The organism is Mycobacterium kyogaense (assembly GCF_036946525.1).
Taxonomy (GTDB): Bacteria; Actinomycetota; Actinomycetes; order Mycobacteriales; family Mycobacteriaceae; genus Mycobacterium; species Mycobacterium kyogaense_A.
This window is the reverse complement of sequence record NZ_JAQIIY010000003.1, coordinates 40,018-59,671: the sequence shown is the minus strand read 5'-3', so window position 1 is coordinate 59,671 and position 19,654 is coordinate 40,018. Positions and strand designations below refer to the sequence as shown.

Sequence of the window (19,654 nt, the reverse complement as noted above, 5' to 3'; positions counted from 1 at the left end):
ATTATGGGCGCCGGTCGTGGGCCCCGGCTGTGCCGAAGCTATGCGCCCGCTGTGAAGCACGTGCACAGCGGGCGCACATGTGCGCGGGTCATCCTGGGGTCATGACTGACTCTGCGGCAGATGTCGAGAAGGCCGCCTTCGATGACGGGGTCTGGACCCAGCACCCGCCGGAGCGACGCCGCTGGGGAGCCCGCCACATCGCGGCCGCGGTGGCCATCGCGGTCGTGATCGGCGGGTTGGGCGGTGCGGCGATTCACGCCGCCCGGGGTAACGCGCCTCACTTCGGCCCGTTCATGAGCGACATGTCGCGTGACGCCGCGCCGGAGGGCCGCCACGTGGGAGGACCCGCGATCTCATAACCTGTGCGCATGCAGTGCCGAGGCGGTCCCGCCGGATGACCCGCTTCCTGGCGCGGCGGCTGCTCAACTACCTGGTACTGCTGGCCCTGGCCTCGTTCCTCGCGTTCACGCTGACCTCCCTGACGTTCCATCCGCTGGACAGCTTGCTCGAGCGCAGTCCGCGCCCTCCGCAGGCGGTCATCGACGCCAAGGCTGCCGAGCTGGGCCTCGATCGACCGATCCCCCTTCGATACGCGCACTGGGTGTCCGGAGCGGTCCGCGGCGACTTCGGTACGACGGTGACGGGCCAACCGGTGACCGACGAGCTGTGGCGTCGCGTCGGGGTGAGCCTGCGGCTGGTCGTCATCGGTTCGGTGCTCGGCACGATCATCGGCGTCGTAGTGGGCGCCTGGGGCGCGGTCCGGCAGTACCGGCTGTCCGACCGCGTGATCACCGTGGTGTCCCTGCTGATCATCAGCGCGCCCACGTTCGTGATCGCCAACCTGCTGATCCTGGCGGCGCTGAAGGTCAATTCGGTGCTCGGGGTGCAATTGTTCGAGTACACCGGGGAGACGTCGACCGATGCGGTCGGCGGTGGCTGGAACCAGTTCGTGGACCGGCTGCAGCACCTCGTGTTGCCGACCGCGACGCTGGCGCTGGGCTCGATCGCCGGTTTCAGCCGCTACCAACGCAATGCGATGCTCGACGTGCTCGGCCAGGACTTCATCCGCACCGCCCGGGCCAAGGGGTTGACGCGGCGCCAGGCGTTGTTCCGGCACGGCTTGCGCACCGCGCTGATCCCGATGGCGACGCTGTTCGCCTATGGCATCAGCGGTCTGGTGACCGGCGCGGTGTTCGTCGAGAAGATCTTCGGCTGGCACGGCATGGGCGAGTGGTTCGTGCAGGGCATCGCCGCCCAGGACACCAACATCGTGGTCGCGTTCACGGTGTTCTCCGGTACGACGATCCTGCTGGGCGGGTTGCTGTCCGACGTCCTCTACGCCGCCCTCGACCCGCGGGTGCGTGCCTCGTGACCGTTCAGGATTCGAGCCAGGATTTCGTGTCGCGCCGAGCGCTGGTGTGGCGCCGGTTCCGCCGCAACCGGCCTGCGATGGTGTCGGTCGTCGTGTTGGTGCTGCTGTTCGTGAGCTGCTGGGCGCTGCCGCCGCTGCTGCCGTATTCGTACACAGACCTGGACTACTACGCGCTGCAGCAGCCGCCGTCGCCTCAGCACTGGTTCGGGACCAACGCGCTCGGTCAGGACCTGCTGGCCCAGACACTGCGCGGTATGCAGAAATCGATGGTGATCGGTGTCTGCGTGGCCGTGATCTCCACGCTCGTGGCCGCCACGGTCGGTGCGGTCGCCGGGTACTTCGGCGGCTGGCGCGACACCGCACTGATGTGGTTCGTCGACCTGCTACTCGTGGTGCCGGGCTTCATCCTGATCGCGATCATCACGCCCAGCACCAGGGGCGCCGGCACCGTGGTGTGGCTCATCGTGCTGCTCGCCGCGTTCAGCTGGATGATCAGCTCCCGCATGGTGCGCGGCCTGACGATGAGCCTTCGCGATCGCGAATTCGTCGCTGCCGCACGCTATATGGGGGTCAGCAACACCCGGATCATCGCCCGCCACATCGTGCCCAATGTGGCGTCGATCCTCATCATCGACACCACCCTGAACGTCGGCGTCGCGATCCTCGCCGAGACCGGCTTGAGCTTCCTCGGTTTCGGCGTGCAGCCCCCCGACGTGTCGCTGGGTACGCTGATCGCCGCAGGCACCGGCTCGGTGACGACGTTCCCGTGGGTGTTCCTGTTCCCCGCCGGCGTGTTGGTGACGATCGTGTTGTGCGCCAACCTCATCGGCGACGGGTTGCGCGACGCTTTGGATCCCGGGGTGCGCCCGGCCCGTTCGAGGGCGCGCCGATGACCCTGCTGCAGGTGCGCGGCCTGACCGTCACGTTCCCCACCGACACCGAACGGGTGGCCGCGGTCCGCGGGCTGGACTACGACGTCGCCTCCGGTGAGGTCGTCGCGCTGGTGGGCGAGTCGGGGGCGGGCAAGTCGGCCGGCGCAATGGCCGCGGTCGGCCTGCTGCCCGAGTACGCCGAGGTGTCGGGCTCGGTGCGGCTGCACGGCACCGAGTTGCTCACCGAATCCGATGCCGAGATGTCGCGCGTGCGCGGCGCGAAGATCGGCACCGTTTTCCAAGACCCGATGTCGTCGCTGACCCCGGTCTACACCGTCGGCGACCAGATCGCCGAGGCGATCCGCATACATCGCCGCGGTGTCTCCCGCCAGGCCGCCCGCGCCCGCGCCGTCGAACTCCTCGAACTGGTCGGCATCGCCCAACCCGCCCGGCGCGCGGCGGCGTTCCCCCACGAACTCTCGGGCGGGGAACGTCAGCGCGTGGTGATCGCCATCGCGATCGCCAACGACCCCGACCTCCTCATCTGCGACGAGCCGACGACCGCGCTCGACGTGACCGTCCAGGCGCAGATCCTCGACGTGCTGCGCACCGCACGCGACGTCACCGGCGCAGGCGTGCTGATCATCACCCACGACCTCGGGGTCGTCGCCGAGTTCGCCGACCGCGCATTGGTCATGTACGCCGGCCGCGCCGTCGAGACCGCGCCGGTCGCCGACCTGTACACCCGTCGCCGGATGCCCTACACCGCAGGACTTCTGGGGTCCGTACCACGGCTGGACGCGCCGCAGGGCGCGCGGCTGGTGCCGATCCCCGGCGCTCCCCCGTCGCTGTCGGCGCTGCCCGCCGGATGCCCGTTCACACCGCGCTGCCCGCTGGCTGTCGACCAGTGCAGCGAGGCCGAGCCGGAACTGACCGCGGTCGGACCCGACCATCAGGTCGCGTGCATCCGCCACGACGAGGTCGCGGGGCGCAGCGCGGCCGACATCTACGGCGTCAGCACGGAACCGCCGCGGTCCGCCGGCGACGCCGACACGCCCGTGGTCGTGTCGGTGCGTGACCTGGTGAAGACGTTCCCGCTGACCAAGGGTGTGGTGCTGCGGCGCCGGGTCGGCGAGGTCCGCGCCGTCGACGGTGTCGACCTGACGGTGCGGCAGGGCCGCACGCTGGGCATCGTCGGCGAGTCCGGCTCTGGCAAATCGACCACCCTGCATCAGGTACTGGGACTGACCGCGCCGCAGCAGGGCAGCATCGAGGTGCTCGGCGCCGACGTCGCCGCGCTGAACCGCCGAGCGCGGCGCGCGTTGCGGGGCGACCTGCAGGTGGTGTTCCAGGATCCGGTCGCCTCCCTGGATCCGCGGCTGCCGGTGTCCGACGTACTCGCAGAACCGTTGCAGGCCAACGGCACTGACAAGAACGTGATCGCACAGCGGGTCGCCGAGTTGCTGGCGCTGGTCGGGTTGCGGCGCGAGGACGCCGCCCGCTACCCGGCCGAGTTCTCCGGCGGACAGAAGCAGCGCATCGGTATCGCCCGGGCGCTGGCGCTGCAGCCGAAGATCCTGGCGCTCGACGAACCCGTCTCAGCCCTGGACGTGTCGATCCAGGCCGGCATCATCAACCTGCTGCTCGACCTGCAGGACCGCTTCGGCTTGGCCTACCTGTTCGTCTCCCACGATCTGTCGGTGGTCAAACACCTCGCCCACGACGTCGCGGTGATGCACCGGGGCCGGATCGTCGAACAGGGCACCAGCGACGACGTGTTCGGGAACCCCCGCGACGAGTACACGCGGCGGTTGCTGGCCGCGGTTCCGCGGCCGCCCGGATAGAGTTTGTCCGCATGACCTCCCGCGTCCTGCTGCGTCTGCTCTGCCTCGGATTCGTCGGCATCCTGGTGCTCACCGGATGCTCGAGTTCCCAGGAGCCGGCCCCGCCGGCCGGCGGCAGCGCCGAGCTGGGCGGCACCGCCGACATCAACCCGCAGGACCCCACCACGTTGCAGCAGGGCGGCAACCTGCGGCTGGCACTGACCGGCTTCCCGGCCACCTTCAACAACCTGCACATCGACGGCAATCTCGGCGAGATCGGCGCGATGTACAAGACGATGCTGCCGCGCGCGTTCTTCATCAAGCCCAACGGTGAGATGACAGTCAACAGCGACTACTTCACCAACGTCGAGCTGACGAGCACCGACCCGCAGGTGGTCACCTACACGATCAACCCGAAGGCAATGTGGAGCAACGGCCGGCCGATCACGTGGGAGGACATCGCCGCCGAGGTGAATGCGACCAGCGGCAAGGACAAGCGCTACCTGTTCGCTTCACCCAACGGCGCCGAGCGCGTCGGCTCGGTCACCAAAGGCGTCGACGACCGGCAGGCCGTGATCACGTTCGCCAAGCACTACGCCGACTGGAAGGGCCTGTTCGCCGGTAACGGCATGCTGTTCCCGAAGGAGATGACGGGCACGCCGGAGGCGTTCAACACGGGCTTCCGGGACGGGCCGCCGCCCACCGCGGGCCCGTTCATCATCACCAACATCGACCGGGGTGCCCAGCGGATCACGTTGGGACGCAACCCGAAATGGTGGGGTACTCCCCCGCTGCTGGATTCGATCAGCTACACCGTGCTCGACGACGCGGCCCGCATCCCGGCACTGCTGAACAACTCGATCGACGCCAGCGGTGTCGCCACGCAAGACGAGCTCAAGACTGCCCGCTCCGCGCCGGGCATCGCGATGCGTCGCGCCCCGTCGGCGCAGTGGTATCACATGACGTTCAACGGGGCGCCCGGCTCGATCCTCGCCGATCCGGCGCTGCGCATGGCCGTCGCCAAGGGCATCGACCGGCAGGCGATCGCCACCGTCGCCCAGAACGGCCTCGTCGACAAACCGGTGCCGCTGAACAACCACATCTACCTGGCGGGCCAGGAGGGCTACCAAGACAACAGCATTCCCTTCGATCCCGAAGCCGCCAAGCGGGAACTCGACGCGTTGGGCTGGCGGCAGAACGGCCAGTTCCGGGAGAAGGACGGCCGACGGCTGACGATCCGCGACGTGTTCTACGACGCCCGCAGTACCGGCCAGATCGGGCAGATCGCGCAGAACAACCTCGCCCAGATCGGCGTGGACCTCCAACTGGTGCCGGCCGCCGGCGGCAAACTGTTCACCGACTTCGTCGTCCCCGGCAACTTCGATATCGTCAATTTCGCCTGGGCCGGTGATGCTTTCGCGCTGTCAAGCCTCACCCAGGCGTACGCGTCGGCGGGTGAGAGCAATTACGGCAAGATCGGCAGCCCCGAGATCGACGCCAAGATCGAGCAGACGCTCTCCGAACTGGACCCGGCCAAGGCCCGCACCCAGGCCAACGAACTGGACAAGATGATCTGGCAGGAGGTGCACAGCCTGCCGCTGTTCCAGGCTCCCGGCAACGTCGCCGTCCGCGCCACGCTGGCCAACTACGGCCCCGCAGGCATCGGCGACCTGAACTACACCGCGATCGGCTTCATGAAGCGGTGATCTTCACGAAGCGGTGATCTTCACGAAGCGGTGATCTTCACGAAGCGGTGACCTGCCGGACCGCCCGCGGCACCACGTCGGGCACCGTGCTCTCGGCCCGGGCCGCCACGCGGATCGCGGCGACCATCAGCCGCACCGTGAGGTTCGCCGGAAGCTTGTCCAATTCTGTTCCGCGCGCGCCCAGCTCGGCGATCTGACCCTTGGCAGCCGCCCGGCACACCTGCAGAGCGGCGTGCTCGCGGGTGTCGAGCATGCTGTGACCGGCGGTGGGCAGGTCGACCAGCACGGCACCGGGAACGAGGTCGGCGACCCGCTGCGCGATCCCGGGCGGCGTGGTGAGGTCTCGGCCGCCGGACAGCACCGCGGTGGGCCAGTGGAATCCCGGCATGGCGGAGACGAGATCGTAGGGCTCTGCCTCGAATTCGACGTCCCCGAGCGCCATCTCACGGAGTGCGACGGCCGGATCGAGCGGCAGGCCGTCGGGCTCAGCGCCGTAGTTCAACTCGCGGTAGGCGATGCGCTCGACGAGGTCGGGCTCGTGCTGATAGGGCGTCTTGCGTTCCAAGAGGTTGCGGGCGCCGAAACCGACGGCCGCCCACAGCCAGTCGTGTCCGGCGAGCAGCAAATCGAGCTGCCGGCAGAGCACCTCTGGGCCGGCCACGCCGTACATGTCGCCGATCAGCTGTACATCCTTGCTCGTCACCACCCCGGCCTGCACCAGCCCGCGGACCTTGGCCGCCAACTCAGCCGTCCCCGGCAGGGTGCCGTCCCACAGCACGCGGCGGGTCTGGGCGCGCACCTCGGCGATGTCGTCGGCTGACAGCAGCGGCGAGTCGAGCACCATGGAGTGCACGCGCTCGGGATGTGACACGCCGAGGCCGGCGGCCAGGTAGGTGCCGTAGGAGGCGCCGTAGACGATCGCCTTGTCGACGTGGGCGTCGTCGAGGACCGCCGCGAGATCGTCGACGACGGCGCGGACCGTCATCGCCTCGGCAGGTAGATCGTGGCCCGCGTCGTCGTGCCGGGAGAGCCCGACACCGCGATGCTCGACCATGATCACGTCCAGTCCGGCGAGCGCGGCCCGCCGGCGAAACGCCCGGTACAGGGCGACCGACGCGGCCCCCGGACCACCCGGGATGATCAGCAGAGGATGTGCCGATTTGCGCCCGCTGCGCACGTAGTAGACGTCGAACTCGCCCGTGCCGAGAGGCCGTCGCACCGGCCGCACGCCAGGAAGCGCGGCCAGCTTGGCGTGCGCACTCCGACGCTTGGCGTTCATCGTCATCGCGATCCATTCTGCCCCCGGGGCAGCGGGTGGGCCACGCGGGCTGGCATCGGTCCGAGGTTCGGTTCGAGCTGATCCAAAGCAGTGGCGCCCGTGTCGCCGGCCGGTAGACATCACCGTCATGACCTCTGTGGACCATCTCACCGCCCTGCTGCCCGGCTCCGACGACTTCGCGGCGCTTCTGCGAGACATCGCCGCCGGGGCCGCCGACCGCGATCGCAACGACGAGAATCCCGTCGAGCAGGTGGCCGCTCTCAAGCGGGCCGGCTTCGGCACGCTGCGGTTACCTGCGTCGTTCGGGGGCCCCGGACTGACTGTCCCGCAACTGTTCTCGACCATCATCGACGTCGCGCGCGCCGACCCGATCGTCGCGCACATCTTCCGGACGCACTTCTGGTTCGTGGAGGAGAGACTGCGCACCTTCCATGACGGCGCCGCAGATGCGCTCTCGGCGGGGTGGCTCTCGAAGGTGGCCCAGGGGAAGACCTTCGGCAACGCATTCAGCGAGAAGGGTGCCCACGCGGTCGGCAGCCTCGTGTTCAACACCCGGCTGCTGCCCGCCGACCAGGGCTACCAGCTCGACGGAGAGAAGTTCTACAGCACCGGCACGCTGTTCTCCGACTACCTGACCGTCACGGCCACCACCGACCACGACTCGGTGGCCACCGTGGTGGTGCCCGCCGACAGGCCCGGTGTGCAGATCATCGACGACTGGGACGGGTTCGGGCAGCGCCGCACCGGCACCGGCACGACGGTGTTCACCGGCGTCGCGGTGTCCGAGGACGAGGTGCTCAGCGACACCCCCTATGACGCCGAGCCGCAACCGACGGTGCAGTACGCCTCGCTACAGCTGTTCATCCACGCGGTGGTGGCCGGGATCCTGGAGTCGGTGGTCGACGACGGCGTCGCGCTGCTGCGCTCACGCGAGCGCAGCTTCAGCCACGCGGTGACCGAGCGGCCCACCGACGACCCGCTGCTGCAGCGCCAGCTCGGCGAGATCGCCAGCACTGCGGCGATCGCCCGGGCGGCCGTGCTGGATGCGGCGGCCGCGATCGGCGCGGCCACCGACTCCTACGGCTCCGACCGCGTGCCCGACGCCGAGCTGGCGACCGAGGCGCAGCTCAAGGTCGCGAAGGTCAAGGTGCACCTCGACGCGGTGGCCCCCGACGCCGCCACCCGCCTCCTCGAGCTCGGCGGGGCCAGCGCGGCGAGCCGCGGCCGCAACCTCGACCGACACTGGCGCAACATCCGCACGATCACGCTGCACAATCCGGTCGGGCTGAAGGCACGCGCGATCGGCCAGAACCTGTTGCACGGCACGGCACTTCCGGCCAACGCCTACTTCTGATCGGGAGCACTCATGACTCGTCAACTTCACCTGGGCGGATTCCAGATCGCGTCCCAGGTCACCCATTCGCACGCCGCATGGCGTCACCCGGCCAGCGACACCCGGTTCACCACGCCGGACTACTACCACCGCATCGGACGCATCCTGGAACGCGGAAAGTTCGACTTCGTGTTCTTCGCCGACCTGCTGGCCGCGCCGGTGCGCTACGGCGACGACATCAGCGAACCGCTGCGCCGCGGCACCCAGGCCACCGCCACGCTGGACCCGTCGATCGTGGCGGCGAGCATCGGGGCCGTCACCTCCAAACTGGGCATCGCGATCACCAAGTCCGCCACCTATTTTCACCCCTACGAGTTGGCGCGCATCTTCGCCAGCCTCGACCACATCACGGCGGGCCGGGTGGCGTGGAACATCGTCACCTCACTCACCCAGAGCGAGGCCCAGAACTTCGGGCACGAGAACCATCTGGGTCACGACGACCGCTACCTACGGGCCGACGAGTTCGTCCGCACCGCGTTGGAGTTGTGGTCGAGTTGGGATCCCGATGCGCTGGTCCTCGACAAGGAGTCCGGGGTGTTCGCCGACCCGGACCGGGTGCGCCGCACCGACCATGTCGGCGAGTACTTCCGCACCCGCGGACCCCTCAACGTGCCGCACTCACCGCAGGGCCGGCCGGTGCTGATCCAGGCGGGGTCGTCGTCGACGGGTCGGGATTTCGCCGCCCGGTGGGCGGAGGCGATCTTCGAGATCGATCCCACTCCGGAGGGCCGGCGCGCCTACTACGACGACATCAAGTCCCGGGCGTCCGACCTGGGCCGCGACCCGGACAAGGTGCTGATCTTCCCCGCGTTCCTGCCGTTCATCGGGGAGACCGAATCGATCGCCAGGGAGAAGCAGGCCTTCCACAACGAATTGGCCGACCCCATATCGGGGTTGATCACGTTGTCGGTGCACACCGATCACGACTTCTCGCGCTACGACCTCGACGCCCCGGTGGAGGACATCGCCGTCACCGGCACGCAGGGGTTGTTCGACACGGCTCGCCGGGTGGCCGACCGCGACAACCTGACGTTGCGCGACATCGGCAAGTGGTACGCCCAGGGTGTCTTGCTGCCACAGTTCGTCGGTACCGCCGCGCAGGTGGCCGATCAGATCGAGGAGTCGTTCCGGGCCGGCGAGGCCGACGGCTTCATGGTGTCGGCGGCCCAGACCCCGGGCACCTTCAACGATTTCGTCGACGCCGTGGTGCCGGAGTTGCAGCGGCGCGGTCTGTTCCGCACCGAATACACCGGCACCACGCTGCGGGATCATCTCGGTCTGGGGCCGGCGAGCTTCGACGCCCCGCACCGGCTGCAGTCTGCGAGCTGACCTACGTCGCTCAGGACGCCAGTTCGATGTGGCGCGCGGTCTGGACTCCGGCGTAGCGCTGCGGGCTGCACGTCAGGATGATCACCTGTCCGTCGCCGGCCACGGCGTCGAACACCTCGGCCATCCGGGTCAGCCGGTCGGGGTCGGTGAAGCCGAGTGCGTCGTCGATCACGACCGGCACGGTGTCGTCCTGGGCAACCAGGGCGGCACCGGCAAGCCGGGCCACGATGCCCAATTGTTCCTTGGCACCGCCGGACAACGAGTCGTACGGCACCGTGCGCCCCGACAGCGTGCGGTGCCCGATGCGCAGGTCACTGTCCACGTCGACTTCGAAGGTGTCGCCGAAGACGATGCGGCCCAACCGCTCCACCTCGCCGCGGAACGGATCGACGTAGCGCGACCGCATCGCGGCGCGGTGCCTGCCCATCACGGTGCGCAGCAGCTCCGCCGCACGCGCCCGGCGCTGCACCCGCGCGTGGTCGGCCGCCGCGTGTTCGCGCTCCGTTTCGGCGGCGTCGAGCCGGCCCTTGCGGCCTTCGGTTCCGAAGACCCACAGCTGGGCGGCGACGTCGCGCAGCGCCTCGACGACCTCGCTGCACCGCGCGACCGCTCCGTCGGCCGCGCTACGCGCCTGGCTGAGGCGCACGCTGACCTCGTCGGGCTGCTGGCCCGCCAGCTCCTGGCCGATGCGGTCGACTCCCGCCTGTGCCGTGGCCGCCGCCTCGGCATGCGACTGCACGGCGAGGGACAGTTCGTCATCGGTCACGGTGGCACGCGCCTGGGCGAGACGATGCTGGGCAGCGGCCAACTCCTCGGCCACGACCGCGAGCTTCTCCGCCAGCCGGGCGGCGCGCAGCTCCCTCTCGGTGAGCAGCGTCGCGGCGGCCTCGGCGACCTTGACGTGAGTGTCGCAGTCGCGCAACGCCTGCTGGTGTGCCGCCGTCGCTTCGACCAATTCCAGCCGCTGAGCCTTCGGGTCGAGTGGGACCTCGACCGGCTCTGCGGGCACGCGCGCCTGAACCGCGGCCAGTCGGGAGCGCAGGATCTCGACGGAGTCGTCGGCGGCGAGCGCCTCCAGCACCGCCGTGATCTGCTTACTGCTTGCGACGAGCTCCTGCCTGCGGGTGCCGAGGGCCCGTGCCGTCTCGAGATCAGGCGCCCCCACCTCACGCAGGGTCGCAGCCAGCGCCTCTTCCGCGCGGTCGAGCGCGGCCCGATGGCCGGCTGCGGTCGCGCCGGCGATCACCCGAACCGAGAGCACCCCGGGCAGGTCGATGCCCGTTGCACCCGATACCGACGTCGTCCACGTCTGTCCCGCGGTCAGCGGCACCGAGGTCCCGTCGATCGCGACGTCGACGTCTGCCGCCGCGACCAGCTCGATGTGAGCCGAGGTCTGCTCGACCGCCGCAGCCGCCCGCTCGACCGCGACCGCGGCCTTCTCGAGGATCGCCATCGATTCCGCGGTCACGCTGATGGCCGCGAGCTCGCGGCGGACGGCATCTGCTTCGAGCTGGTGCCTTTCGTAGGTGGCGATCCGGGCGGTGAGCTTCTCGGCTTCTTCCCGATCGTGCAGCAGTGCAACCGCGGCATGAGCCGCGTCGACGCGCTCTTTGCACTGCTGCAGATCGCTTTTCGCGGTCACAGCCGTGACGTCAGCGGCCGCCCGCATCTCTCGCGCAGTGTCCGCGTCCTCGGCGGCCGACTCGGCGTCGGCGCGCAGACGTGCCACGGCGGCGATGCGGTCGTCGACCTCGGCGCGGGTGCGCCGCCGCTCGGTCAGGGTCGCGAGCGACGCCGCGTGGGTCAACGCCGCGGCCTCTGCGCGGGCCCGTGCCTGCTCCAGCTGCGCTGTCAGCACCGCAACCGCGTCGGCGGCGTGCTGCGCCGCGGCCAATTCTCGTGCACTGACGTCTTTTTGGTGCGTCGCCGTCTCGAGGCCGGCGGTGAGCGTCGCGTGCCGGCGGACCGCCTCGTCGACTTCGGCGATCGCCGCCGCGCAACGGGCCACCTCCGCGTCGGCAGCCTTGAGCCGCGTGATGGCGGCCAGCCACTCCCCGGTCGGCCGGCCGGTGGCGGTGAAGTAGCGGCGGTACTCCTCGTCGATGCGATCGACCAGCAGCGCATCGGCGGGGCCCGCTTCGACGGCGGTGTCGTCGACTTCGCCGGCGACGACGTCGAGGGCACGCGAGAGCGCGTCGCATCCCGAGAGTTCGGTGGCGGACGTGGACGACGCCTGGATCACCCGCTGCGCCTGCCAGAGATCGAGGTCGACCGTCTCGGCGAGAATCGCCCGCACCCGCTCGTGCGCCTCGTCGCCGGTGAGTTGCTCACGCCGCGGCGCGAGGATCGTCAGCTCGGTCTCCGGCTTCTTGTGGAAGCGCTTGCGGTAGACGAATCGATAAGCGCCGGTCGACATTTCCGCCGTGACCTCAGCACCGACGTCGGCGTGGGTGGGCTTGACCTGCTTGACGTCCTTCTTCGTGGAGCGGTCCTTGGCCTCGAGCAGCAGGTCGAGCGCCTCGAGCATCGACGACTTGCCGATCTCGTTCGCGCCGCTGATCACGATGACGCCGCTGTCGGGAAACGTGATGTCGCGGTGGGTGATTCCCCGGTAGTTGGTCAGCGTCAGCCGGTGCAGCTTCACGCCACCCCTCCCTCGGTCAGGCGCAGCAGTAGAGCGAGTGCGGCACGGGCGTCCTCGGCGTCCTCCCCGGACGAGCGCGCCGTGGACACCAGTTCAGCCACCGCGGACGCGGCGAATCCGCCGATGCCCAGATCGTCGAACTCACCGTCGGCGGGCATCACCGCGATGTCGGTGTGGCGATCCCACGGGATCAGCGCGGCGAACAGGCGGGCGTAGCGGTCCAGGCACAGATCGAGGGCCGCCTTGTCGGTGACGGTCAGCGAACCGGTCAGACCATGCCGGATCACCGTGCGCTCCTTGTCGATCATCAGATCGAGGTTGATGTCGAGATCGGCGACGTCGCGGCTGTCGTCGACGCCGCGCCGCAGCGACAGGAAGCGCCACGTACCGACCGGCCGCGGATCGACCCGAACCGGCCGGTGCGCGCTCGCCTCGTCGACGTCGACGACCAGCACATGACCGGGCTTCGGTTCGACGTCGTCGAAGTTGGTGACCTCCGGGGATCCCGAGTACCAGATGCGACCCGACGACCCGACGTCGAGCACAGAGTGCTTGTCCCCCAACGCCACATAGTGCACCGCACCGCGTCCGATCGCACCCTCCAGCGCGGCCAGCGCGATCAACGACGGCCGGTCTTTGTCCGGCACCAGGATGTCGACCGCACCGTGTCCGACGACGATGCGGGTCACCCCGTCGGCGGGCAGCCCGTCGAGCACCTGGGCGACGAGATCGGTGGTGGGGAACTTCGACGACCACGGCGCGGCGACCAGCTCCAGACCCGGCCGCACCTGATGCACGCCGGGGCGGTCGAGCACGATCACGTTGTCGGGGCGCTCGGCGGTGAACAGCGCGCTGGTGTAGACCGACGCCGCATCGAGTGGGTCGTGGTTGCCGGGCAGCAGATAGACCGGCACGCCGATGCCCCGCATGGCTTCCAGCGACTGGCTGACCTCCCGCGGCGCCAACTGGTTGTGTTCGAACACGTCGCCGGCGACCACGACGAACTCGGCGTCGGTCTCGGCCGCCAAGGGCCCCAGCGCGGTGACCGCCGCCCGGCGGGCCGCCGAATAGCGGGGCTGCGCCTCACCGCTGAGGAAGTGCCGGGTCATGCCGAGCTGCCAGTCGGCGGTGTGCAGGAATCGCATGCGGATGACCGTCCTTTCCTCGTGTTCGGCGGGCTCGTGGCGAGTGCATCGGAAGTCTAGGGCGGGCCGCCGACAAGTCCGGGGATGCGCACCGACATGGCCTACGGTTATCTCCCATGAGCGACGGAACGCGCACGCTGGTGCTGATGCGGCACGCCAAATCGGACTATCCCGACGGGGTGTCGGATCACCGGCGACCGTTGGCGCCGCGCGGAGAGCGCGAGGCCGTGTTGGCAGGAGAGTGGATCCGCGACAACGTCGGAACGGTCGACGCGGTGTTGTGCTCGTCGGCGACGCGAACCCGCCAGACCCTGGAGCGCACCGGCATCACCGCGCCGGCAACGTTCGCCGACCGGCTCTACGAGGCCAGCCCGGGCATCGTCATCGAGGAGGTCAACGGCATCACTGATGACGTGGCGACGCTGCTGGTGGTGGGACACGAGCCGGTGATGTCGTCGCTGGCTCTCAGCTTGGCCACCGAGTCGACTGCCAACGGCGATGCCGCGCAGAAGATCTCGGCGAAGTATCCGACGTCGGCGATCGCGGTGCTGCGCGTCGGCGGGTCATGGTCGCAACTGGAGTTGGGCGGCGCGGAGCTGGTCGACTTCCACATCCCGCGCTAGGCGCGGGTGGCGAGGGTGAGCTCCATCAGCTTGATCGCCATGCCACACGCGTCGATACCCGGAGCCTGCGGATTGATCCACCAGCCCACAACGCCGGCGGCATCGCTGGCCACACCGCACGCACCGTTGGGGTCGTTGGGCCGCATCACGAAGGACTGGATGCCGGCGATCGACCTGTTCTCGATCTGATAGTTCAGCTGCTGGGCGGTCTTGCGCTCGTTCTCCAGGTCGCCCTGCTCGTACCAGAACCGCGTGATGTCCACCAGCCCTGCCGGATTGGCCGCCTGCCAGCGGCACACCGCGCCGACGAAGGTGCTCTGGATGTCGAGCGGATCGGCCCCGACCGTCTGCGCCAGGATGTCCTGCGTCAGCACGTCACACTCTTTGAGCAGATTGGGGTACTGGCGCTCGGAATTGTTGTTGCGCGGCACATCGCCAGAGCCCGACTTGGCCGCGGTGCCCTCGACCGTCTGGGTGCATCCGGTCAGCAGCATCAGCGCTGTCACGCCGGCTGCGGCCGCCGCTCTGGATCGCACGCTCATTTGGAGTTCACAATCGATTGGCGGGTGAGTTCCTTGGCGACATCGCAGGGGTCCGGGAACGGCTTGGCCGCGTAGCTGATCGACCACTCGATGAAGTCATCGTCGAAGCCGATGCCGATCTCGCACAGGTTGACTCCCAGGATCGGGTCCTCGTTGGAAGCGATGAACCCGTCGTGGCCCTCGATGTTGATGTCCTCGACGCTGGTGCGCGAGAGCTCCTCGGTCTTGCGCTCGCGGCCGATCGGGCTGCCCCGGAACCAGGTGAACGAGAAGTGCGGTCCGACGATGCTGCCGTTCGTCAGCCACTGACACCCCGCAGAGTTCGTCGCGGTGTTGACCAGGCCCGGGACCTGCGTCTGCTTCTCGATCTCCTGATCGCTGATGCCGGCGCACTGCGGGAAGAACGGGCCGTGTTTGGCGGCCGCGGCCGGCGCGTCGGACGACGGCACCGTCGGCGAGGTCGGCTGGTCGTCGGAACACCCGGCCAGCACCGGAAGCACGGCCGCGGCAGCAACGGCGAGCGCTTTCGCGGGCCGTCGAATTCTGCGGGGGCTGCGGGTCACGCCATGCACTGTAGCGGCAGCCCTTCGGGTGAACCACCGACAGGCCGACTGACCTGCTAATTCACAGTATTCTCAGGTATCTGGCCGCACACGGGCATTCGTCAGAGGGTGTGCGACAGTAGCGGGATGCTCTGGGGCCTGCTCCGCCGGCACACCCGGCCCTACCGGCCGCTCCTCGCCGTGGTCGCCGCCCTTCAGCTCGTCAGCACCCTGGCCACGCTGTATCTCCCGACGGTCAACGCCGCGATCATCGACGACGGCGTGGCCCAGGGGAACCTGCGCCGCATCGTCGAGCTCGGCGGGGTGATGCTCGGGGTGACGGCGCTGCAGGTGGCGTGCGCCGTCGGCGCCGTGTACTTCGGTTCCCGCGCGAGCATGGGCGTGGGCCGCGATCTGCGGTCGGTGATCTTCGGCCACGTCACCGGGTTCTCGGCCGAGCAGACCGCCCGATTCGGGGCGCCGTCGCTGCTGACCCGCACCACCAACGATGTCCAGCAGATCCAGCTGCTCGTGCAGTTGACGGCGACCATGCTCATCACGGCGCCGATCATGTGCATCGGCGGCATCGCGATGGCCGTCCACCAGGATGCGGGCCTGTCGTGGCTGCTGCTGATTAGCGTGCCGGTGCTGGCGCTGGCCAACTACTGGATCGTCTCGCATCTGCTGCCGGTCTTCCGCCGCCTGCAACGCCTGATCGACGGCGTCAACCGGGTGATGCGGGAGCAGCTGACGGGGCTGCGCGTGGTACGCGCCTTCGCGCGGGAACCCTATGAGCGCACCAGATTCGCCGCGGCCAACACGGCGCTCGCCGATGCCGCGCTGGAGGCCGGGCGGTGGCAGGCGGTGATGTTGCCGGTCACCACGCTGGTCATCAACGTCTCAAGCGTGGCGTTGATCTGGTTCGGTGGCCACCGCATCGACGCGGGCCAGATGCAGGTCGGGTCGCTGATCGCGTTCCTGTCGTACTTCATGCAGATCCTCGTCGCCGTGTTGATGGCGACGTTCATCCTCGTGATCATCCCCCGAGCGTCGGCGTGCGCCGAACGCATCACCGAGGTGCTGTCGACCGAGCCGACGATCGTCAGCCCGGCGGAGCCGGTCGTGCTCGAGCGCATCGCCGGCGAGATTCGTTTCGACGGCGCCACGTTCTCCTACGACGGCGCCGACCGCCCGGTCCTGCAGGACATCTCGCTGACCGCCCGCCCGCGGGCGACGACCGCGATCGTCGGCTCGACGGGATCGGGGAAGTCGACGCTGATCTCGTTGGTCTGCCGGCTTTATGACCTGACGGACGGGGCGGTCCTGGTCGACGGTGTCGACGTTCGCGATATGGACATCGAAACACTCTGGGCGGCGGTCGGATTGGTGCCGCAGCGCGGCTACCTGTTCGCGGGCACGATCGCCGACAATCTGCGCTTCGGGAAGTCCGACGCGACCGACGACGAGATGTGGGCAGCGCTGCGGGTCGCGGCCGCCGACGACTTCGTCGCCGCGCACCCCGACGGCCTGGATCAGCGCGTCGCCCAGGGCGGCATGAACTTCTCCGGCGGTCAGCGTCAGCGGTTGGCGATCGCGCGCGCCGTCGTCCGCAACCCGGCCATCTACCTCTTCGACGACGCGTTCTCCGCGCTCGACGTGCACACCGACGCCACGGTCCGTGCGCGGCTGCGCGAAGTCTCTGCCGACGCCACCGTGATCGTGGTCGCCCAACGCATCTCCACGATCGCCGGAGCCGACCACATCGTCGTCGTCGACGACGGCCGGGTGGTCGGCGCCGGCACGCACGACGACCTGATCGCCGAGTGCACGGCCTACCGCGAGTTCGCGGATTCGCAGTCGGTCGGGACGCCGTGAGCGGACCACTGGGCCGCTCGATGCGGATGAACGAACCCCCGCAGGCCCGCTCGCGGGACTTCCGGGCTTCGGCACTGCGACTGCTCAGAAGGCTGACGCCGCAACGGGGTATGACGGTGGCGGTGATGCTGCTGGGTATCGGGGGCATCGCGATCGGTGTCGTCGGACCACGCATCCTGGGCCACGCGACCGATCTGCTGTTCAACGGTGTGGTGGGGCGAGAGCTCCCGGCCGGTCTGACCAAGGAGCAGGCGGTCGACGCCGCGCGCGCACGGGGTGACACCACGTTCGCCGATCTGCTGTCCGGCATGAACGTGGTCCCTGGTCAGGGCGTCGACTTCGCCGCGGTGGCCCGCACGCTGGCACTGGCGCTGGGCCTGTATCTGATTGCGGCGCTGATGGTCTGGCTGCAGGCGCGGCTGCTGAACGTCGTCGTGCAGAAGACCATGGTGGCGTTGCGCGCCGACGTGGAGGACAAGATCCACCGGCTGCCGCTGCGCTACTTCGACACCCGGCAGCGCGGCGAGGTGCTCAGCCGTGTGACCAACGACGTCGACAATCTGGCCCAGTCGCTGTCGATGTCGATCACCCAGCTGCTGACCTCAGTGCTGACCGTGATCGCCGTGCTGGTGATGATGCTGACGATCTCGCCGCTGCTGACGCTGTTCACGGTGGTGACCGTGCCGCTCTCGCTGTGGGTCACCCGGTCGATCGCGCGGCGATCCCGCCGCCTGTTCGTCGCGCAGTGGGCCAACACCGGAAAGCTCAACGCGCACATCGAAGAGACCTACAGCGGCTTCACGGTCGTGTCCACCTATGGCCACCGCGCTGCGGCGCAGCGACAGTTCGCCGAACTCAACGACGACGTCTACCACGCGAGCTTCGGGGCGCAATTCCTCTCCGGCCTGGTCTCGCCCGCGACGATCTTCGTCGGCAACCTCAGTTACGTCGCCGTCGCCGTGGTGGGTGGCATCCAGGTCGCCACCGGACAGATCACTCTCGGCGGCATCCAGGCGTTCATCCAGTACGTGCGGCAGTTCAACCAGCCGCTGACCCAGATCGCCGGCATGTACAACACGCTGCAATCGGGAATCGCCAGCGCCGAGCGGGTTTTCGAGCTGCTGGACGCCGAGGAGGAACCGCAGGCGCCGGACCGGGATCTGCCTCCTGCGAGCTCACGCAGCGGCCGTGTCGAATTCCGTGACGTCCGGTTCGGTTACCGCCCCGAGGCGCCGGTGATCGAGGAGCTGAGCCTCGTCGTCGAGCCGGGCACCACGGTGGCGATCGTCGGCCCGACCGGCGCCGGCAAGACCACGCTGGTGAACCTGCTGATGCGGTTCTACGACGTCGATGCGGGTCAGATCCTGCTCGACGGCGTGGACATCACCACGGTGAGTCGGTCGGCGCTGCGTTCCCGGATCGGCATGGTGCTGCAGGACACCTGGCTGTTCGCCGGCACCGTGTACGAGAACATCGCCTACGGGCGACCCGACGCCGAGCGCGACGAGGTGGTCGAGGCTGCCATCGCGGCTTACGTGGACCGCTTCGTGCACACGCTGCCCGACGGCTACGAGACCCGCATCGCCGACGGCGGCACGAACATCAGTGCCGGTGAACGCCAACTGATCACGATCGCGCGAGCTGTGCTGGCGCGACCCCAGCTGCTCGTCCTCGACGAGGCGACCAGCTCGGTGGACACCCGCACCGAGGTGTTGATCCAGCACGCGATGACGTCACTGCGGCGCGGACGCACCAGTTTCCTGATCGCGCATCGCCTGTCGACGATCCGCGACGCCGACCTGATCCTGGTGATGGATGCGGGCCGCATCGTCGAGCGGGGCACCCACGACGAGCTGATGGCTCGTCGTGGGGCCTACTGGGCGATGATCCAGGCCTAGTCGGTAGGGGTGACCTGCGGGCCTTGGGCGCGCAGGTCGTCGACCTCACGCATCGCGTCTCGCAGCTTGCCGAGCCACTCGTCGGTGTGCTCGGCGACCAGACGCACCGACCATGCCAGCGCGTCCGAGCGCGACCGCGCCACTCCGGCGTCGACGAGGGTGTCGAGCACCTGGCGTTCCGCCTGACGCAGCCGGGTCATCACCGGAACTGCCATGTGGGTGAACAGGATTCGTTCGTCGCCGACTGTCACACCCCACGAGACCTTGCGTGCGTAGCGCGCTTCGGCTTCGTCGGCGATGTGCATGCGTTCGGTGCGGGTCTGCTCGCGGAACCGCGCGGCTCGCCCGGAGGCGCGGGCCTCGCTTTCGGGTTCGTCGCCGTCGGCGTCGGGAAGTGCTCCGATGACGGTGATCTCCTCGCGGTCGACGATGACCTCCGGGTCACCGGCGAACCACTCCTCGGGCAGTCGGCCGGCGAACCATTCGGCGGCGTCGCGAGCGTCGGGCTGATCGGCCTGCTGCCAGCCGCCCGAGCGGCCGGCTCTCTTGTGGGGATGGTGTCTCATGATTACATGATTACACCGTTGCAGAGCCGAGGGAACGGGGTTCAC

Annotated in this window: 16 protein-coding genes; 10 read left to right on the top strand and 6 right to left on the bottom strand. The window is 69.0% G+C overall.

Translation table 11 applies throughout. The annotated features are described in order from the left end of the window. The first annotated feature begins 101 nt into the window (after positions 1–101). The 5 genes from PGN37_RS00510 to PGN37_RS00490 are packed head-to-tail and all read left to right on the top strand — an operon-like array spanning position 102 to position 5,773. Entirely contained in the window at positions 102–359 is a 258-nt protein-coding gene (locus PGN37_RS00510) for a hypothetical protein (protein ID WP_335329069.1), read from the top strand. A 35-nt stretch (positions 360–394) separates the two neighbouring features. Continuing rightward, positions 395–1,372 (top strand): ABC transporter permease, encoded by a 978-nt coding sequence (locus PGN37_RS00505; RefSeq protein WP_335329068.1) that lies wholly within the window; start codon positions 395–397, stop codon positions 1,370–1,372. Beyond that, complete coding sequence (locus PGN37_RS00500) at positions 1,369–2,265, top strand: ABC transporter permease (protein WP_335329067.1); 897 nt, start codon at positions 1,369–1,371, stop codon at positions 2,263–2,265. The genes PGN37_RS00505 and PGN37_RS00500 overlap by 4 nt, the downstream gene beginning before the upstream one ends. Beyond that, on the top strand, positions 2,262–4,088 hold the full coding sequence (locus tag PGN37_RS00495; RefSeq protein ID WP_335329066.1) for an ABC transporter ATP-binding protein: 1,827 nt from the start codon (positions 2,262–2,264) through the stop codon (positions 4,086–4,088). Before PGN37_RS00500 ends, PGN37_RS00495 begins: the two co-directional genes overlap by 4 nt. 11 nt (positions 4,089–4,099) lie before the next feature. Continuing rightward, positions 4,100–5,773 carry an ABC transporter family substrate-binding protein gene (locus PGN37_RS00490; RefSeq protein ID WP_335329065.1) on the top strand — a complete coding sequence of 558 codons (1,674 nt, stop codon included), beginning with the start codon at positions 4,100–4,102 and terminating at the stop codon, positions 5,771–5,773. Between the two features lie 37 nt (positions 5,774–5,810). On the opposite strand, the gene PGN37_RS00485 is transcribed toward PGN37_RS00490, so the two are convergent. After that, entirely contained in the window at positions 5,811–7,058 is a 1,248-nt protein-coding gene (locus PGN37_RS00485) for an alpha/beta hydrolase (RefSeq protein ID WP_335329064.1), read from the bottom strand. A 121-nt stretch (positions 7,059–7,179) separates the two neighbouring features. Here PGN37_RS00485 and PGN37_RS00480 point away from each other — a divergent pair, with 121 nt between their 5' ends. Together PGN37_RS00480 and PGN37_RS00475 are read left to right on the top strand one after the other, a co-directional pair. Next, complete coding sequence (locus PGN37_RS00480; RefSeq protein WP_335329063.1) at positions 7,180–8,406, top strand: acyl-CoA dehydrogenase family protein; 1,227 nt, start codon at positions 7,180–7,182, stop codon at positions 8,404–8,406. Positions 8,407–8,418: 12 nt separating this feature from the next. Further along, a complete protein-coding gene (locus tag PGN37_RS00475) occupies positions 8,419–9,774 on the top strand; it encodes an LLM class flavin-dependent oxidoreductase (RefSeq protein ID WP_335329062.1) in 1,356 nt (451 codons plus the stop codon). A gap of 10 nt (positions 9,775–9,784) precedes the next feature. Here the strand turns inward: PGN37_RS00475 and PGN37_RS00470 are convergent, their stop codons facing one another. Both PGN37_RS00470 and PGN37_RS00465 read right to left on the bottom strand, forming a co-directional pair. After that, complete coding sequence (locus PGN37_RS00470) at positions 9,785–12,418, bottom strand: AAA family ATPase (RefSeq protein ID WP_335329061.1); 2,634 nt, start codon at positions 12,416–12,418, stop codon at positions 9,785–9,787. Then, a complete protein-coding gene (locus PGN37_RS00465; RefSeq protein WP_335329060.1) occupies positions 12,415–13,563 on the bottom strand; it encodes a metallophosphoesterase family protein in 1,149 nt (382 codons plus the stop codon). Before PGN37_RS00465 ends, PGN37_RS00470 begins: the two co-directional genes overlap by 4 nt. 116 nt (positions 13,564–13,679) lie before the next feature. Between PGN37_RS00465 and PGN37_RS00460 the strand changes: the two genes are divergently transcribed. Beyond that, positions 13,680–14,186 carry a SixA phosphatase family protein gene (locus PGN37_RS00460; protein ID WP_335329059.1) on the top strand — a complete coding sequence of 169 codons (507 nt, stop codon included), beginning with the start codon at positions 13,680–13,682 and terminating at the stop codon, positions 14,184–14,186. Here the strand turns inward: PGN37_RS00460 and PGN37_RS00455 are convergent. Both PGN37_RS00455 and PGN37_RS00450 read right to left on the bottom strand, forming a co-directional pair. Continuing rightward, entirely contained in the window at positions 14,183–14,728 is a 546-nt protein-coding gene (locus PGN37_RS00455) for a DUF3558 domain-containing protein (protein WP_335329058.1), read from the bottom strand. The two genes, PGN37_RS00460 and PGN37_RS00455, sit on opposite strands and share 4 nt — an antisense overlap. Further along, complete coding sequence (locus tag PGN37_RS00450; RefSeq protein ID WP_335329057.1) at positions 14,725–15,300, bottom strand: DUF3558 domain-containing protein; 576 nt, start codon at positions 15,298–15,300, stop codon at positions 14,725–14,727. Before PGN37_RS00450 ends, PGN37_RS00455 begins: the two co-directional genes overlap by 4 nt. A gap of 117 nt (positions 15,301–15,417) precedes the next feature. On the opposite strand from PGN37_RS00450, the gene PGN37_RS00445 reads away from it, so the two are divergent. Together PGN37_RS00445 and PGN37_RS00440 are read left to right on the top strand one after the other, a co-directional pair. After that, positions 15,418–17,145 carry an ABC transporter ATP-binding protein gene (locus PGN37_RS00445; RefSeq protein ID WP_335329056.1) on the top strand — a complete coding sequence of 576 codons (1,728 nt, stop codon included), beginning with the start codon at positions 15,418–15,420 and terminating at the stop codon, positions 17,143–17,145. Beyond that, positions 17,142–19,043: an ABC transporter ATP-binding protein gene (locus PGN37_RS00440; protein WP_335329055.1), complete on the top strand. Its 1,902-nt coding sequence runs from the start codon at positions 17,142–17,144 to the stop codon at positions 19,041–19,043. The genes PGN37_RS00445 and PGN37_RS00440 overlap by 4 nt, the downstream gene beginning before the upstream one ends. Here the strand turns inward: PGN37_RS00440 and PGN37_RS00435 are convergent. After that, the gene (locus tag PGN37_RS00435; protein WP_335329208.1) at positions 19,040–19,612 is read right to left on the bottom strand and encodes a hypothetical protein; all 573 of its coding nucleotides are present in this window, start codon (positions 19,610–19,612) and stop codon (positions 19,040–19,042) included. The genes PGN37_RS00440 and PGN37_RS00435 overlap by 4 nt on opposite strands. Between the last annotated feature and the right edge of the window lie 42 nt (positions 19,613–19,654).